14 protein-coding genes are annotated in these 17437 nt (G+C 53.0%); 13 read left to right on the top strand and 1 reads right to left on the bottom strand.

Annotated features, from left to right (window positions below):
- The first annotated feature begins 1 nt into the window (after position 1).
- The 13 genes from DSM100238_RS01385 (at position 2) to DSM100238_RS01330 (ending at position 15764) form a co-directional block, all read left to right on the top strand.
- The gene (locus tag DSM100238_RS01385; protein ID WP_152354929.1) at positions 2–1597 is read left to right on the top strand and encodes a S10 family peptidase; all 1596 of its coding nucleotides are present in this window, start codon (positions 2–4) and stop codon (positions 1595–1597) included.
- A 226-nt stretch (positions 1598–1823) separates the two neighbouring features.
- The gene (locus DSM100238_RS01380) at positions 1824–3002 is read left to right on the top strand and encodes a glutathione S-transferase family protein (protein ID WP_205730661.1); all 1179 of its coding nucleotides are present in this window, start codon (positions 1824–1826) and stop codon (positions 3000–3002) included.
- 44 nt (positions 3003–3046) lie between these two features.
- Entirely contained in the window at positions 3047–3949 is a 903-nt protein-coding gene (locus DSM100238_RS01375) for a transporter substrate-binding domain-containing protein (protein ID WP_152354928.1), read from the top strand.
- A gap of 323 nt (positions 3950–4272) precedes the next feature.
- Positions 4273–5154: a transporter substrate-binding domain-containing protein gene (locus tag DSM100238_RS01370; protein WP_152354927.1), complete on the top strand. Its 882-nt coding sequence runs from the start codon at positions 4273–4275 to the stop codon at positions 5152–5154.
- Positions 5155–5206: 52 nt separating this feature from the next.
- On the top strand, positions 5207–6340 hold the full coding sequence (locus DSM100238_RS01365; RefSeq protein WP_205730660.1) for a glutathione S-transferase family protein: 1134 nt from the start codon (positions 5207–5209) through the stop codon (positions 6338–6340).
- Positions 6341–6403: 63 nt separating this feature from the next.
- Positions 6404–7600, top strand: a complete 1197-nt coding sequence (locus DSM100238_RS01360) for an amidohydrolase (RefSeq protein ID WP_152354926.1) — start codon at positions 6404–6406, stop codon at positions 7598–7600.
- A gap of 80 nt (positions 7601–7680) precedes the next feature.
- Complete coding sequence (locus DSM100238_RS01355; protein WP_152354925.1) at positions 7681–9060, top strand: O-acetylhomoserine aminocarboxypropyltransferase/cysteine synthase family protein; 1380 nt, start codon at positions 7681–7683, stop codon at positions 9058–9060.
- 140 nt (positions 9061–9200) lie between these two features.
- Complete coding sequence (locus DSM100238_RS09305) at positions 9201–9353, top strand: hypothetical protein (protein ID WP_167510963.1); 153 nt, start codon at positions 9201–9203, stop codon at positions 9351–9353.
- A gap of 452 nt (positions 9354–9805) precedes the next feature.
- Positions 9806–10804: a glutathione S-transferase C-terminal domain-containing protein gene (locus tag DSM100238_RS01350; RefSeq protein WP_152354924.1), complete on the top strand. Its 999-nt coding sequence runs from the start codon at positions 9806–9808 to the stop codon at positions 10802–10804.
- A gap of 9 nt (positions 10805–10813) precedes the next feature.
- The gene (locus DSM100238_RS01345; RefSeq protein ID WP_152354923.1) at positions 10814–12070 is read left to right on the top strand and encodes a cobalamin-independent methionine synthase II family protein; all 1257 of its coding nucleotides are present in this window, start codon (positions 10814–10816) and stop codon (positions 12068–12070) included.
- Between the two features lie 28 nt (positions 12071–12098).
- Complete coding sequence (locus DSM100238_RS01340; RefSeq protein WP_152354922.1) at positions 12099–12983, top strand: transporter substrate-binding domain-containing protein; 885 nt, start codon at positions 12099–12101, stop codon at positions 12981–12983.
- 17 nt (positions 12984–13000) lie between these two features.
- Positions 13001–14308: an aminotransferase-like domain-containing protein gene (locus DSM100238_RS01335; protein ID WP_152354921.1), complete on the top strand. Its 1308-nt coding sequence runs from the start codon at positions 13001–13003 to the stop codon at positions 14306–14308.
- 112 nt (positions 14309–14420) lie between these two features.
- The gene (locus tag DSM100238_RS01330) at positions 14421–15764 is read left to right on the top strand and encodes an FAD-binding oxidoreductase (protein WP_167510962.1); all 1344 of its coding nucleotides are present in this window, start codon (positions 14421–14423) and stop codon (positions 15762–15764) included.
- A gap of 447 nt (positions 15765–16211) precedes the next feature.
- Here the strand turns inward: DSM100238_RS01330 and DSM100238_RS01325 are convergent, their stop codons facing one another.
- Positions 16212–17336, bottom strand: a complete 1125-nt coding sequence (locus DSM100238_RS01325; protein ID WP_167510961.1) for an Ldh family oxidoreductase — start codon at positions 17334–17336, stop codon at positions 16212–16214.
- Positions 17337–17437: the final 101 nt, after the last annotated feature.

Raw genomic sequence — 17437 nt, 5'->3', positions numbered from 1 at the left:
CATGGGTGATTGGCGGCATCGCTGGATTGTTTCCGGTGATGCCGCCAATCGTTTCCGTTCCATGCAATGGAGGATAAGCAACATGACGGATTACAAGTGGGAATCACAAGACAGGGCTACAGCGGTAAGCGAAAACGCGATTCGCGATGACAATGCACAGGAGAGGCTTGCCCCGGCGGTGACCAGGCATGTGCTGCACGCTGAGAACGGGGATTTGCAGTACACCGCCGTCGCTGGTTATCTTGACCTGACTGAGGAGAACATTGGTGGTTCCCTTGCGCAGGAGCCTTCAGTCAAGGCGCGCGTCTTCATAACGCAGTATGTTGGCGATGCTGACACTGACGATCATGGGAACAATTCCAGACCGGTGATTTTCGTGTTCAATGGAGGCCCAGGCACGAGTTCTGCTTGGCTGCATTTAGGGCTATTCGGACCACGTATTGTAGATGTACTGCAATCTGACGGTGTTACGGCCTGTCCTCCTCCATACCATCTGCGTGAGAATCCACAGTCTCCGCTTGCTTGTGCGGACGTGGTGGTTATTGATGCTATTTCGACCGGATACTCTCGTGTAGTTCCGGGAGAGGATGCGAACCAATATCATCATGCCGATGTTGATGTTGAAGCAATGACCAATATCATCCGGTTATGGATTACACGCAATGAACGTTGGAATTCACCACTGTATATTGCAGGCGAGTCTTATGGCGTATTACGCGGTTCTCGCGTGGCAGCACGTCTGGCGGTACGGTATGGTGTGTATCTCAGCGGGCTCGTGTTGATCTCCTCGCCTATCACATTTGGGCGTATGGGATTCGGTCCGGGCTCTTTCCTCGGTGCCCATGCTTTCTTCCCCACCTATGCGGCAGTCGCTCATTATCATGGGAATCATCCAGAGTTGAGCATGAAAGAAGTGTTGTCGGAGGCGGAGGAATTCGCCGATACTAAACTTTTATGGGCTCTTAACCAAGGACACCGACTGGACACAAGTACGCGTGCGACAATCGTTGCACGATACGCCGATTTGACCGGGTTGTCCCGAGACGTGGTCGAGCAGGCGAATCTATCTGTGACACCGCAGCAATTCCGAACTGAATTGTTGCGGTCTCGTGGTGTGGTGCTTGGCGAATATGATGCACGGTTCACTGGGTGGAACGAGGATCAGCTATCGCGTGTCCCTGAGGCGGATTTCACTGATCAGGCGGTACGAGGTGCATTCGCGGCAGGCATTAACTCATATCTTCGCCAGGATTTGGAATACAAGAATGATTTGAACTATGAGCTGGACACGACGAGAGTACGACCTTGGCGTACCCCTTCAGATTTTCATCGCAATCCGTTCCATGTCATTGGCGCTTTGGCAGAAGCGATGCGGGTGAATCGCTCGCTGAGGGTCCTATATCAGGTGGGACATTATGATTTGTGCACCCCGTTTTATGGTGCGGTCAGCGATGTGGCCTTGCTGCCGATACCAGACGAACTACGTGGGAACATCACTGTCCATGAGTTCGATTCAGGTCATATGATTTATCTTGATGAGGAGAGCCGCATCATACAGTCACGGCAGATCCGCGATTTCATACTCTTGCGTAAGTGATTGGACGGCGGAGCGTCGTATGACGTCTTGCTGACTGATGCCAATTGACGATCATGCGTATTATCACTTGAGCTGATAATACAGAATCGTTATACCGACACTGTTGAAACATTGATAGGCGCAATGTTGTGTCTGCGACTGAAGGCGGAGATAATCGAAAATCAAGAAATCGATTATCGACAATCTGATTTTTCATCAATTCAATCGATTAGGTCAGGAGAAGCATATGTCGTTTGACTTTACGAATAACGGACAGCAGCTGTCGGTTGTAGCGGCGGACGCATGCGGGGTTGCCGCTCACCATGAGCGTGAATCGGGCGCAAACAATGGATGGAATGACAAGCCGGAGACCACTGTTGAGCAGACTCCCGATGGCGCGTTCCGTCGTCAGCGCAATGCGTTCACGGTGCGTTTTGGCTCCGGCCCGGGGCAAGCGCCGGTGCAGGCAGGTCGTTACCGTATTCTCGGCGCGCTGGGTTGTGGATGGAACCGACGGCAACGTATCGTTATCCGTCTGCTCGGCTTGCGGGATGCATTCACGCCTGAAATTGTATATGGGCGTGATGAGGATGGCTGGAAACTGACCCATACTCCGGGTGGGGTGGCAGAGCTGTTCGGATACGATCGTCTCAACGATTTCTACCGTGCAACGACCGATCATTTCACGGGAAGGGGTACTTCGCCGACCGTTGTCGATTTGAGCACCGGAAAGGTGGTAACCAACAACTATCACATCTTGAGCAACGACTTGGAAACAGCATGGGCACCGTTCCACAAAGAGGGGGCTCCAGACCTGTATCCACAAGAGCTGCGTCAAGAGATCGACCTGTTGAACCAACAGATTTTCGACGATGTGAACAATGGAACATACAAGGTGAACTTCGCTACCACAAAGGGCGCTGCCACCGCCGCGTACACGATTTTCAAAGCGCGCCTTGCCGATTATGATTTCCGCTTGGCTTCGAGGCGCTATTTGTTCGGCAGCCAAATCACCGATAGCGATGTTCGTCTGTTCCAGACCCTTGAATCCTTTGAAAGCACGTATCGCCCAGGTTTCGTACGGACATTTGGCACCGATGACATCATTCATATTTGGGATTATCCGAATCTGTTCGCTTATGGCAGGGATTTGTTCCAAACCGAGGGCTTCATCGATGATGAAGAACTGTACGCATTGGGATACACGCCTGATGAGAACGGCAACTATCGTGCCGCGACATGGGAAGAGAACGACGGTCCGACACCTCAGAAGGTGAAAGATCAGCATAAAGCCTTGTATGAACGCTGGTTGGAGCCTGCTGACCGTGCCCAGCTGGGTGGTTCGCCTCTGTACTCGGGTCCCGGTGGAGGCGGCAGCTTCGAACTGTGGCAGTTCGGGGCATACGACGGTTTCTACCAAGGCTGAACAACCGAAAGTAGGGAACACCAGGATAGAAAAGGGGGAATGGCATGGCAACGAGATTATCGAATCGAACAGGCCGCGGCTGGAAAGCGGCATGGCGTGGAGGTGTGGCGGCAGCGCTTGCAACGCTGCTTGTCGCGGGTACTGCGGCATGTGGCACAACAGGAACAAGCACTGCGAGTGCGGCGAAAGCCAACACTTCGGTACGGACCATCACCGCAGTCTCGGCGGGCGCCCCGGCGCCGTTCATCACGAAACAATCGGACGGTTCGCTTGACGGGCAGAACATCGAACTGACCAAGGCGATTTTCGCCAAGCTGCCTCAATACAAGTTGGTATGGAAAACGGCGGATTTTTCGGCAATATACCCGGGATTGGATGCCGGAAGATACCAGATGGGCGTCAACAATTTCTCGAAAACGTCGAAGAACAAAGACAAGTATCTGTTCAGCGACCCACTGTACTCGGCGCCATATGTTGCGGTTGTCCGCAAGGACGATGCGTTGGATAAGGTCTCATCTTTCGCCGATCTTGCCGGCAAACGCATTATTGTCCCGCCCGCCGGCCTGTATAACATCGTGTCGTCATTGGAAGCGTATAACAAGAAGAATCCTTCCAAGGCATCAAAGATTGTATATTCACAGGCTGAGGAAGCGGATGCCATTCGACAAGTTGAGAACGGCACTGGTGATGTGTACTTCCTTGATGGGCCGAGTTATTACTACCTTAAGGACAAAGCCGGTATTGACGTCAAACGGATTGATATTGGCGACGAGGTTGAGTCGAAGTTCTCTGCCGACAGCCATGCGTATCTCATCTTCTCGAAGGATCAGAAACAGTTGCGTGATGATGTCAACAAGGCGCTCAAGCAAGTCATCAAAGACGGTACCGCAGCAACCATCAGCAAGAAATGGTTCGGCGAGGATCTGACGACTGCATCAAGTGATTGATGACTTTGTTGGGGACGCTCTGTGATTCGTGGCGGCCCGCATTCGCCTAGGAATGGCGGTGCGGGCCGCCACGCTGTCAAGGGGCCTTGCAACGTATATGCAATCGATTGCAACACGTTCCAATTTTCGCTGATAGTCCTCCGGCGAACGGTTTTTCTTGAAAACAGGCGACCTGATAGCTTGTCATAACTACGCCTTGTGAATATGGAGGCGTTTCACGTCTTTTCTGCCGATAACGTGCGGAACATACCAATTCACAACATGCTGGCCGATTCCTTCAGAGGGGCATCGACGGCAATTGAATACCAACATCAGGAGACATAATGAAGAACAAGGGATTGATTATCAAAGCGGCAGCTTCAATTGCTGCCATCGTATTTGCGGTATCCGGGTTGTCGGCATGCGGTACGGGGGCGGCTTCGTCGTCTTCGGCAACATCCTCGTCGAATGCGAAGACCCGCACAATCGTGGCGGTCACCGGTGGTGATCCTGCGCCGTTTGTGTTCAAGGATGCGGACGGCAATGTCAGTGGGCAGAACGTCGAGCTGACCGAAGCAATTTTCGCCAAACTGCCCCAGTACAAGCTTGAATGGAAGACTGCAGAATTCAGTGCACTGTTCACTGGGCTTGATGCCGGTCGCTATCAGCTTGCCGTCAACAATCTAAGTAAGACAAAAGAGCGCGAACAGAAATACACGTTCACCTACCCCATATATCAGGATAAGTATGTCGCGGTTGTCAATAAAGCTAGTGGTATTAAAGCAATCAACACACTTGATGATTTGACAGGCAAGAAAGTGCTTGTTTGTGCTTCAGGCTGCAATATCTCGCTCGCTCTGAAGAAGTATAACGATGCCAACCCGTCCAAAGCGTCGAAGCTTGTGTATACGCAGAATGAAGGGCTGGACACTATCCGACAGACGGAGAACGGCACAGCGGACGTGTATTTCCTTGACAGGGCGACATTCGGTTATCTCAAGAAGAAAGGTGGTCTCGATACCAAGGCATTGAACCTAGGAAAGAAGGCGCAGTCCTCCCTGTCATCTGATAGCTACAGCTATCTTGTCCTTCCCAAAGGCGAGACGCAATTGCGCGATGACATCAACAAAGCGTTCAAAGAAGTCGTCAAGGACGGGACGTCGAAGAAAATCGACGTCAAATGGTTTGGCGCCGACCAGACGCCTGATGCCAGCGTGTTGAAGTGAACGCGGCAGGTTCGTAAACATCGGGACACCATTGCAGATAAGGAACACGGAAATGACACAGCAGATTTCATTGGGCAGGGCGGTTCGCGCAGCATGCTTGTTGAATAACGCAACCAACGACGGCGATGGCAATGGCAACACTGCACTGACCCGGATAAAAGACGAAATCACAGCCGAAGGGGATTTCCGCCGTCAAGGCAATAAAATCTCCCGTCGATTCGGTTATGGGCGAGGGCAGATCCCGGTTATTCCCAATCGTTATCGGGTCATCGGGTTGATAGGATGCGGTTGGAACCGGCGTCAGCGCATTGTATTGAGACTTACCGGTCTTGACCAGGTGGTGGCGATTGAGTCCGTACTCGGCAAAACCGATGCCGGATGGATCCTTGACCCCGAAGGGCTAGGCGAGAAATTCGGCTACACTCACCTCATTGACTTCTATCGTGCCACTGATCCGGAGTTCTCAGGCCGTGCAACCTCGCCCGCCGTCATCGATGAACTGACCGGCAAGGTTGTCACAAATGAATACCAGACCTTGACACTGGATTGGGAAACCGTGTGGAAGCCTTACCACAAGCAGGGCGCACCCGATTTGTACCCCGATTTTCTTCGCCCGCAGATTGATCTGCTCAACCAGCAACTGTTCGATGATATCAACAACGGTACTTACAAGATCATCTTCTCTACAAGACAAGAGGTCGCGCAAGCGGCACTTGATGTCTTGGAGGCAAGATTCGCAGAGATCGATCAGCGTCTGGAAAACCGGCGATATCTCTTCGGCCCGTATCTAACTGACAGTGATGTGCGCCTGTTCCAGACCCTTGCCGCATATGAAGTTACATATCGGCCGCGTGAAGTCAAACGGGTCGGACATGACGTGAAACACCTGTGGGACTATCCGAATCTGTGGTCCTATGCGCGACAGCTGTTCCAAACTCCGGGATTCATCGACGAGGAAGAGCTGCATGCACTGGGATTCCTGCCCTTTGATGATGGTTCATATGCATATTCATTTGGATATACAACCACCAAGGAAACGACGGAAGACAATGGCCCTGCGGACCGCCGAGCATATTACGAAAGCTGGCTCGAACCGGCCGATCGTTCCAAACTCACCGGATCTTGGGAATATTCCGGGCCGGGCGCAGGCGGCATGGATGCGTTGTGGGCATTCGGGGCGATTTGACCCGATTGCCTGACTCACTCCGGTGAACATACGAGTGCTGAGTAAACGAAAGAAGACGATTTCATGACCTTGAATAGCAGCCAATTGCAAGCGTGGTACCGCTGGTTCCACCAGCATCCTGAGCCTTCATACGCCGAAGTGGAGACCACGGCGAAAATCCGCAGCATCTTGCAAGACCATGGTGTGACAATCCTTGATACCGGATTGGCTACAGGGCTGGTTGCGCAAATCCAAGGTACTCAGCCAGAGGAGGACTCTCAAGCCCATGGTGCGCACCAGCATGTAATCGCGCTTCGGGGTGACATCGATGCGCTGCCTATACAAGAGCAAACGGGATTGTCTTATGCATCGGTGAATCCTGGTTATCTGCACGGTTGCGGCCATGATTTCAACCTCATGGTCGCACTTGCCGCAGCGCTCGAGCTTCAAGAGAAGCGCGACCAGTTCGCCGGCACGGTGAAAATCATTTTCCAGCCCGCCGAGGAAGTCGCAGCAACCAAGGAAACGCCAACGGGTGCAGTGACTGTACTGCGCACAGGGGTGCTCGATGACGTCGAAGCGTTCTTCGGTACTCATGATTCCAATGCCCTTGAGCCGGGGCAAATCGGTATCAGTTCGGGACCGGTCAGTGGTGCAGTCGATAAGTATTCCGTCACTATTACAGGCAAAGGGTCGCATGCTGCACACCCTGATGCAGGACATAGTCCCATCAGGGCACTTCTCACATTGGCTCAAGGATTGCAGAGCCTCGCAGGACTTGAAGTAGATCCCACCCATCCACGCGTGGTGAGTATCACCCATGTTGAAGCTGGAAGCACATGGAATGTTATTCCGGAGAGCGCTTTCATTGAGGGAACTGTTCGGACTGCGCATCCTGATGACAGGCGTGCGCTTCACGACCGAATCAGTGCGTTGAGCGACGCAATAGCGACCGCATGGTCGGTGGAGACCGTCTTTCGTTGGGATTACGGCTCTCCTGCGGTTGTCAATGATCCTGACTGGGTGCGGGTCGCACAGCAAGCTGCTTCGCAAGTCGGTTTGCGGCCACAGCCATCTCCCGTCACCCTTGGTGGAGAAGACTTTTCCTATTACCTTGATCGTGCGCCTGGTGTGTTCTTGCATATCGGTGTCGGCAATAGTGACAGACCGATGCATGGACCGACGTTCTATCCACGTCTTGATGCGCTCGCCACCGCTGGAGCTGCGTTATCGACACTCGCGCTCCTGGCATTGCGCAAGCTTAACGATGACGCGGAGTAGGCGCATTAAGCATAGCGATACCGGCTGAGCGTGCCACATATAACCAGTAACCGATTTCATAACAAAGGTGATTATCAATCATGACGATTCCAACCTCAGCGGCTTCAACCAATGATTCCACAGAACAGAACAGTGCGCAGACATCTGTTGACGGCAGGTGTACCAGCGCATTTTCTACTACTGCAATACATGCAGGGTACGATACCGCCGACAATGCAGAGGCATGTAATGTGCCGATTTACGCGACTGCGGCATTCGATATGCACACCGCAGACCATGGGGATGCGCTCGCTGCGGGTACTGTTTCCGGTTTTTCTTACTCTCGAGTCGCCAATCCGACAACAACCGTGCTGGAACGTCGTCTCGCCGCGCTCGAAGGTGGAGCAGAAGCGGTAGCAGTTGGGTCAGGTATGGCGGCAGTCTCATATGCATTGCTATGCGCTGCAGAAGGAGGCGGGCGTATCATCGCCTCATCCAGCCTATATGGCGCTTCAGTGGATGCGATGCTGTCATTCTTCCCGCAGTTCGGCATCCAAGCTGATTTCGTGGATGACATCAATGATCTCGAGGCTGTCGAATCATTGATCAGGCCTGAAACGCGAGCCATTTTCACTGAATCGGTCGCCAATCCGTCAACCGAAGTCGCCGATATCCCTGCGCTTTCTGCTCTTGCTCACCGGTATGGTATTGCAGTCATTGTTGATAATACCGTTCCGACGCCGTACCTGTACCGCCCGATTGAGCATGGTGCCGACATCGTCGTTCATTCCACTACCAAGGGCATTACCGGTCATGGTAATGCGATTGGCGGGGTGATTATCGATGCTGGACGATTTGACTGGTCCCAAGGCCGATACCCCCAATTCACCATGACCGAACAAGTCATCAGCGATGAACGGAACGGGAAATTCTATAGTTTCTGGGATAAATTCGGATTCCTGGCGTTTATCAGACGTGTTCGCCTGAAATACGTACGGACGCTTGGAGCGGTGCCAAGCCCGTTCAACAGCTATCTGCAGTTGGTCGGGCTGGAAACGCTTGCCGTCCGTGAACGTCAGGAAGTTGCGAGCGCGACTGCCATAGCCCGTCATCTGTCTCAACACTCACGGATTGAACGTGTCAACTATGCAGGTCTCGGTAATACGGGACAGGCATCTTTGGTTGCTCGTGATTTCCCGGACGGTGTAGGAACCATTCTGTCCTTCACGCCACAGGGGGATGAAAGCCGTGTGCTCCGTATCATTGATGCGGTTCATGTTTTCTCCTACGTTCCGAACATCGGCGATTCGCGGTCGCTGATTGTCAATCCTGCACGTATCACGCACCGCGAGGTTTCAGCGAGGTATCTTCGCGCTGCTGGAGTGGATGACCGGCTGATCCGTCTGTCAATCGGGCTTGAGGACACGACGGATCTCATTGCCGACTTGGATCAGGCTATCGAACGGGCGTATCAGGACTGAACCGTATAAGAGTGCGGCTCGAACGGTCTATAACCAGCAGTGATAAACGAGATTTGTGGTCGGCAGAAGAAACGAGGTTTACTGGTAGCCAAGGGATAACAAGTGTAATCCCACCAGAACCGACATTAAGGAGGTGAACAATGATAGACAACTATGAAGGAGTCCATGACCGTACAGTGAATGGCGACCGATTGAATGATGAGGTGACGATTGGAACGGTCTACGGCACTGCCGACCAGATGTTTGAAGTGAACAGGTTCATACCTGTGCTGGGCGTCTACCAGTTATGGTGATTCCCTGAAATACGAGACACCTAGCCGCGTACAGTTATCCAGTGTCATACTCATCGGGACTTGTCCATTGCCGGACGAGTCTGGAACGCAAACCAATACAGCTTTCATTCTTTCATAAACGAATACGGCCAAAGGAAACGCATGAAACGCAAATACTGCTGCAGGGGAATCCGCAGATACGTCGCGGCATGCAGCTGTATGCGAATGCGTAGCCCGCTAGCCTAGCGGGAATTTCAAACTCTCTATATCAGCTTCGCCGGAAACAGGAGAAGCCTTCTCTCCGTGCTCTCTTTTGTGTACGGAATTTCACTCTCACGCAGTCAAGTATGCGGTCAACGCACGGTTTCGCAATCGTATGCAGTTGCCGGCTTGACACGCGTCACGACACAAACCATATCCATGATTTCGGGATACGAAAACTGTACTTCCCGGGTGAAGAAAGGAATAACATCATGGCGATTGACCCGACATGGCTCCAAGAGCCAGGAGTGGCGTCGGCTGTAGATTATGACCGATATGGCACCATCTATGAGCCGCGTAATGTACCGCCGGCAAGCTCGCTGGTCAGTCACGAACCGACTCTTGAAGAAGCGTATCCGATTCAGGGGCACATCGGCGATTCGGAGCATCCGGTAGAACCCGGACGGTACCACCTCTATATCTCTTGGGCTTGTCCGATTGCCCAGAGATCAGCGATTACCAGGAAATTGTATGGGCTTGATGACATCGTTACCCTTTCGGTAGTCGACCCAATCCGGGACGGGAGGGGATGGGCGTTCCGCAATGTGCCTGGCTCGACACTCGACACTGCGGGCAACGGATTTGCATTTCTCCGTGAGGCTTATGACCAGACTGTGGAGGGCACTTATACGCATCGTATTTCCGTACCGGTGCTCTGGGACAAGCAAACACACACCATCGTGTCAAACTATTATCCGGTCATACCACGTGAATTGGCGAAACTCGCACGATTCGGCACGACTGCGCACGACAATCTTTATCCTGAAGATCTTCGCAGCCAAATCGATGAGGCAGAGACGTGGATTGGCGAATATATTAACGAAGGCCCATATCGTGCCGGATTCGCCAAGACGCAAGAGATATACGAGGACGCAGAGAACCATTTCTTCCAATCAATAGAGCGGCTTGATGGGATCTTCGCCCGCAAGCGTTTCTTGTTCGGTGATCGGCTTACTGAGGCGGATATCAACTTGTGGACCAGTCTGTACCGTTGGTGGGTTGTATACGAGGTGCATTTCAAACTCAACCGTCACAACCTGCTGCACTATCGGAACGTCGCACGATTCGTCAAAGAACTCTATCATCATCCAGCATTCCAGGCGACGACAAATACCGATCACATCAAACGGCATTACTACAACACGCAACGACCAGTCAACCCGAATGGAATTGTGCCGACGGGTCCGAGCCTCGACTGGCTGAACGAGTAGGAGGACACAATGAGCCGATTCATCGCCACCACCCATTCGGGCAGCCTTCCACGTGTGGAAGCTCTCGACCGCGCCAATGAAGAACGTGGACGACTATCGAGAGATGGGATTCTTCCCGGCAATGCCGCCGATGTTGACTACGATCGCATTGTCGCGCAATCCGTTGATCAGGTTGTTCAACAACAGCTCGATGATGGTATAGATATCGTCAATGACGGAGAATACGGGAAAACCGTTGTCAGCAACATCGATGCACATGCCTGGTTTGGATACATCGAACAGCGTGTCAGTGGATGGCAGGTTTTCGACCACCCACAATCAGCGGAAGAGCAAGTGCCATCGACACGCAGTGCATTGCGGTTGAGCGCACACGGCCAACGGCGAGACCGAATCAGATTCCACGACGTCTACACCGATCCGACCTCAGGTGTACGCATTACCAAACAGACGGCGTTTCCGCGTATCACCGGTCCCATCACCTATATCGGGCAGCAAGCAGTTTCAAGGGATATCACCAATCTCAACACTGCGCTCGCCAAACATCCGGGCGTCCAAGGATTCATTTCATCCATTTCGCCGGGAAGCGCTTCACGTATCGATAACGTGTACTATGCCACACAGGAGGAGCTGATATGGGCATGGGCTGATGCGTTGCATGAGGAGTACCAGGCAATCGTCGATGCTGGTCTCATCTTGCAAATCGATGACCCTTCTTTGGCGGAAAACTGGGATCAAATCAACCCCGAACCCAGCGTGGAAGACTATCAGGAATTCACGCGAATCCGCATCGATGCGTTGAACTACGCGTTGCGAGGCATCCCGGCAGACAGAGTGCGTCTCCACGTGTGTTGGGGGTCATGGCACGGCCCGCATACTACAGACATCCCGTTGCGGGATCTGATTGATGTCTTGTTTGAGGCTCGTGTAGGGGCTTATTTGCTCGAAGCGGGCAATCCGCGCCATGAACATGAATGGCAAGTCTGGGAGGATGTGACATTGCCGGACGACAAGATTCTTGTCCCCGGAGTGATCAGTCATTGCACCAATGTTGTGGAGCATCCTGAGCTTGTCGCCCAGCGCATTGAACGATTCGCCAAGCTAGTCGGCCCTGACCGGGTGATTGCCGGTACAGATTGCGGCCTCGGTGGGCGAGTACACCCGCATATCGCCCGCGCCAAGCTCAGGGCCCTGGCGCAGGGGGCGCATATCGCATCAGAACGACTATCTCAACCTTCGAGAAGCACGCTCGCGCGTAATCAGCAATGAACAGGTATCGCAAGACAGGAAGATTGACATGACTATTGGTCAACGACGAAATAGAGTAATCACAGTTCTGGCAGCTGCGCTGGCATTCGCAGTAGCCGCCCCAACTTTATCCGGTTGCGGTGCCGCTGATGCATCGACCTCAAGTACTGCCGTAAAAGTCGTCAATGTAGCGACATCAGGGGGTCCGGCTCCGTACATACTCAAGGGCAAAGACGGCAAGCTCGACGGGCAAAACATTGAGCTGTTACGCGCGATATTCGCGAAACTGCCCCAATATAAGCTGAACATACAAACGGTCGACTTCTCTGCAATTTTCTCAGGTCTTGATTCCGGTCGTTACGACATGGGAGTCAATAATTTTGCCAAGACCGCTGAACGAGAGAAAAGATACACATTTAGTCTTCCCCTCTACAACAAGCAATACGCTGTGGCAACGACCAGTGGTTCTGGAATCACAACGGTCACGGGTCTTGAATCCTTCGCTGGGAAAACATTGATTCAGTCGCCGACCAACAATGTCGGTGTTGCGTTGAAAGCGTACAACGACAAGCATGCTGATGCGCAGATTACATTGAAATTCTCCCAGTCAGATCTCGGAGCGATGTTGAGTGAAGTCGCAGCGGGACGGGCAGATGGTTCAATTAATGATGTACCGGTAAACAACTATTACGCTCATACGCTTGATTTGGATCTCAAACAGTTCATCATCCAAGGGGATAATGAACTTGCCGGCATCTCCTCGAGTTATTTCATCTTCCCGAAAGACGCGGATAAACAATTGGTATCCGATGTCAACAATACTTTTATCGCGTTGGTGAAAGACGGTACTTCCAAGAAGATCAACAACAAATGGTTCTATACCGATCTCACTCCGAAACTGAGCGATCTCCAAAGTGAGAACGAGCAGGGATGACATAGGAGCGGCCAGGAATGACAGAGCAGCGTCCGAATGACAAGGATTTTCGGAGGGGAACGTGTACCAACGCCGTGGGAGCACGACACTTGCCGTGGTTATCACAAGTGTGTACTGCTGTGACAGAAAGCAGCGTATTTCCATCGTCCGAAATCACCGTGGAAACAACGGAATCTCCGATTGATGTCGCGGGAGGAATACCTGATCCGACACAGTTGGCATACATGGAGTTAGATGATGCAGTTTCGCGAGTACTGAGCGATACATCCAGCGCTTTTCCCTCGCTGTCATATGGCGATCCTCGTGGGGAACGAAGTCTTCGTGAATGGATTGCGAGATTCCGTGGTGTACATGTTGACAGTGTCATTGTTACAAACGGAGCAATGGAAGCGATTTTCCTATCCGCAGTCGCGACTATCAATCCTGGAGACACAATCCTCGTGGAGGATCGATCATTCCCGCAAGCCATACGCATTTTTTCCCGGTTGGGCGCGCATGTCCAACCGGTGCGGTTGACCGACCAAGGAATCGACACGCAGGAGCTACAACGATTGTTAGCACGGCAGCATACCGATGGGACAACGGTCAAAGCGATATATACGATACCCAATTTCCAAAACCCAACTGGTGTCAGTGCCACTGCCGCCGTCAAACAACATCTACTGGACTTGGCGCAGCAGTACGGAATCGCAGTCATTGCTGATGACCCGTACCATGATTTGTGGTTTTCTCAGCCGCCTGCAGAATTTCCTGACGGCTGCCGGGGTATCACTGACAGTCCCTTACTGGAAATCGGTTCTTTTTCAAAATGGCTGGGGCCAGGGCTTCGTGTCGGATGGCTTATTGCCGACCCGGCTGTCATACAGAAAGTCTCGGGGTATCGACTTGGTGTCGATGGCGGTCCAGCAACATTGACGCAATATGCGTTATCTCGCCTGTTGAGAGGAACTTGGGGACAGCAACGTCTCGCTTGCGAGCGGCGATACTATGCGGAAAAAGCAACTGCGTTGACAGCATCATTGCATGAGCAGCTCGGCGATGACATCAGCTTCTCTCAACCTCAAGGTGGATATTTCCTCTGGGCAAGGATGCCGGAATGGTTCCATTCGCAGTCCACAGAAGCACGGCTTGCCCTAGCTCAGCAGAATATCAATCCTGTTTGGGGAGATGCATTCGCAGTCAGCGGCGATTCGGGTACAAGCCTTTCGGCTCGTGACGCTGGACGATACCTGCGTCTGTCCTTTGCGCACGCCTCGGGAGATGATCTTCTGCAGGTCGCCGGTCGGCTTCGTGCAGCATTGGATGCCGCTAAGCCCAACGTTTAGGAAACAATGACACGCGGTTGGTTCCTGGTGTCGTGAGAAAAGAGAACAAATGTCATCAAATTCAGAAATATCAACGGCGGCAACCCAACACATACGGGATGCAATATGTATATTGCAAGGGAAACTGCCTGACGATGTACTCATAGACGATCCACAGGCGATTCGTGATGTATCGAGCGACCATGACAGGGAACAATCAGGATCATTCCCGGAAATTGTTCTTATGCCTGAGTGCATCGACCAAGTATCTACAATCATGGAATGGGCGGATGACCTGCGAATCCCGGTCTATACGCGTGGCAGCGGCACAGGAATGGGGCACCTTTCTGACATTGGGAAACCGGGTGTATTGTTACTGACTGACCGGCTGAATCGAATAGTCGAAATCAACAGCGAGGGACATTATGCCCGCGTCCAAGCTGGTGTAATCAACGCTGATATTAACAAGGCAATACGCAGGTACGGCTTATACTATGCGCCGGACCCGGCAAGCAGCACGCTCTCGACAATTGGCGGGAATATCGCCACCAATGCAGGTGGATTCAAGTGTGCCAAATATGGAGTTACTCGTGACTCCCTACTGTCATTGAAAGTGGTTCTTCCCGGTGGAGACGTCATCGACACCGGACGTCCAGTGATGAAGAATGTCGCAGGGCTTGACTTGACATCGTTGTTCACCGGGTCGGAAGGTCAATTGGGGATTATCGTGGAGGCGACAATCAGACTGCGTCCCATCGTGCACGGCACTTCACACGCGATAGTGTTTCTTGACAGCCTTGAAGAATCTGGCAACGCAGTGTCAGCAGTGTTGCGTGCCCCTGTTCAACCAACGGCATTGGAATTCATGCCTGTTCCATATATTCAAACCTATCCGGATGCATATGTGCCGCTTGTGGGCGATGCCTCATGGATGCTGGTGGCTACCACAGATGGCTGGGCTAAGGAACACGATTTAGATGTGATTACGAAAGCGTGGGAGGAACAGGGGCTTACTGTCGCACGCCCCACGGATGAAGAGTTGGAGACATTCTTCGTGTTGCGCAAGACAGGGAAAGCTCGTCCTGAAGGACGGGTTTGGTCGATTGAGTCGGACGCTGCGGTGCCGCTTGATCGTTTCTCCGAGTTGCTGATATTCATCAAAGAACTGACGCAGGACCTTGGAGCGTCGTTGTTCCTTCTTGCTCATGCTGGTGATGGCAATGTCCACGTATCCATAATGCTGCCGCGGGCGGACGGTGAAACAGAACTACCGGATAGACTAGTCCAAGCACGTAGGCGTCTGCTGAATCAAGTGCTGGACATGGATGGCACGGTGACAGGGGAACATGGCGTGGGACTGGAACTGAAGGATTATCTTCCGCGACAACTCGGAGAGCGCAACCTTGAGCTACAACGAACGATTCGTCGTGTATTTGATCCTCATGACATTCTGAATCCCGGAAAATGGCTGGCATAGCGCGAACTCTGCGCCGCCGCGTTGCTGGGGTGAGCGAAGTGCGGTTTTGTGATCTTTCTTCCTCGCAAGCCAAATAGTGCCCCTATTGTTCCGCATGTTGTTATCCCCAGATTGGAGCGAATCGCTGTTTCTTACGATGCTGCACGTGGATAATCTCCTAGATTGTTGTTTGAGTTGCTTGTATGCAGTGGTAGGTAGGTGAGATCCCCGACAGAATTGGAAGCTTGATATGACTCATGATTTCGTCGATGCTCTTCGTCAAGAGCGTCGAAATTCCACTCTTCTCGAAATATGGTATGTGATCGCCTTCAGGAATTGGCTAGCGCATGTCCTGTTCATCGTAATTCCCATATTCAGGTGGGGTGAAGAGTCTGCAATTACTAACTCTTCACCCCACCTGAATATGACGTGGTGCTGAACTGGGGAAATGATGTAAACGGTGACCTATCAAATAGATGCTACATGAGCACCTACCGCGCTCGCGCTATCCCCATCGTCAATCCGCACAATCTGCGGCTCGTCGATATCCAGCCCCCAGGCGATGTCCCGCACTTGCTTGTAGGACACTTCGTCAATCGGCACGGTGTCGTGATGCTGGGCGAGGGCAGCGCGCTCCTTGTCACCGGGGAACAGAACCGGATGCCCATCGCTTGACGGCAGGGAACGCAGACGTTTGGCGAGTTGGGAGACCCGCGCGGCGAGCGCGTCGCTGCCGCCGTAGGCATCCGGGGAGATGACCAAGATACTGTGACTGAAGTAGGTGTCGTTGAGATCCATGGATGTGGGGGCGTCGCCGAACAGTCCGGTGAACAGTTCCACAGCCAAACCGAGCCCATAACCCTTGTATCCGCCGTGGTCTTCGCCAGTGCCTCCTAGTGGGGTCAGCGCGCTGTGGCGTGGCTTGGAACGGATGTTTCTCATGATTGTCACCGGATCGTGGCTGATGTTGCCGAGTGCGTCGATTGCCCAATCTGATGCAATTGGTTGGTTGGTCTTCTCATGGACCTCGACTTTGCCCAACGACACGGTGCTGGTCGCCGCGTCGAAATCCAACTGGTCGCTCCCATAGCCGGCCGCCACGGCTATCGGGTTGCTCCCCAGCGCGGGGACGGCCGTATGCGTGGGCGCGACGATCGGATTGGAATTCGTCGAGACCACACCGATGAACCCGGAATCTGCGGCTTTCCGGGCGTATTGCCCTGCGGTGCCGAAATGATTGGAATTGCGCACAGTGACCAGCCCCAGGCCGTGCGACTGTGCCAGGCCGATTGCCAGATTCGTCGCTTCGCGCATGGCGAGTTGCCCCATGGCGGCATGGGCGTCGATGAGCAGCGTGGCTCCTTTGCTGCGCACGATGCCTGGACGTGCGTGCGGGTCGATGATCCGATGCCGGATTTTCGCGTCATACATGGCCATTCGCTGCGTGCCGTGTGAGCTGATCCCCCGCTGGTCGGCGTCGATGAGCGTGCCGGCCAGATACAAGGCGTCAGTCGAATTGAAGCCTTGCTTGCGGAAAATGGAGGACAGCGTGACCCGCAGAGACGGTACGCTGACCTGAATAATACGTGGCATACGGAACCTCCTTGGATGGGACATGCGGCGTGCCGAGGCGGATTGTCTGATGTCGTGGCAGGCGCACCGCGTTCGGCATGGCTGTATGGCTGCAGTATGGA

It is taken from the genome of Bifidobacterium apri, assembly GCF_009299485.1.
Classification (GTDB): domain Bacteria; phylum Actinomycetota; class Actinomycetes; order Actinomycetales; family Bifidobacteriaceae; genus Bifidobacterium; species Bifidobacterium apri.
Note: the sequence above shows the minus strand (reverse complement) of the source record. Positions and strands in the feature narration are given on the sequence as shown.

Coding starts and splice junctions, on each gene's coding strand:
- DSM100238_RS01335 (WP_152354921.1), top strand. CDS start 13,001: ATGACAGAGCAGCGTCCGAATGACAAGGATTTTCGGAGGGGAACGTGT.
- DSM100238_RS01380 (WP_205730661.1), top strand. CDS start 1,824: ATGTCGTTTGACTTTACGAATAACGGACAGCAGCTGTCGGTTGTAGCG.
- DSM100238_RS01355 (WP_152354925.1), top strand. CDS start 7,681: ATGACGATTCCAACCTCAGCGGCTTCAACCAATGATTCCACAGAACAG.
- DSM100238_RS01370 (WP_152354927.1), top strand. CDS start 4,273: ATGAAGAACAAGGGATTGATTATCAAAGCGGCAGCTTCAATTGCTGCC.
- DSM100238_RS01350 (WP_152354924.1), top strand. CDS start 9,806: ATGGCGATTGACCCGACATGGCTCCAAGAGCCAGGAGTGGCGTCGGCT.
- DSM100238_RS01325 (WP_167510961.1), bottom strand. CDS start 17,336: ATGCCACGTATTATTCAGGTCAGCGTACCGTCTCTGCGGGTCACGCTG.
- DSM100238_RS01360 (WP_152354926.1), top strand. CDS start 6,404: ATGACCTTGAATAGCAGCCAATTGCAAGCGTGGTACCGCTGGTTCCAC.
- DSM100238_RS01345 (WP_152354923.1), top strand. CDS start 10,814: ATGAGCCGATTCATCGCCACCACCCATTCGGGCAGCCTTCCACGTGTG.
- DSM100238_RS01365 (WP_205730660.1), top strand. CDS start 5,207: ATGACACAGCAGATTTCATTGGGCAGGGCGGTTCGCGCAGCATGCTTG.
- DSM100238_RS01385 (WP_152354929.1), top strand. CDS start 2: ATGGGTGATTGGCGGCATCGCTGGATTGTTTCCGGTGATGCCGCCAAT.
- DSM100238_RS01340 (WP_152354922.1), top strand. CDS start 12,099: ATGACTATTGGTCAACGACGAAATAGAGTAATCACAGTTCTGGCAGCT.
- DSM100238_RS09305 (WP_167510963.1), top strand. CDS start 9,201: ATGATAGACAACTATGAAGGAGTCCATGACCGTACAGTGAATGGCGAC.
- DSM100238_RS01375 (WP_152354928.1), top strand. CDS start 3,047: ATGGCAACGAGATTATCGAATCGAACAGGCCGCGGCTGGAAAGCGGCA.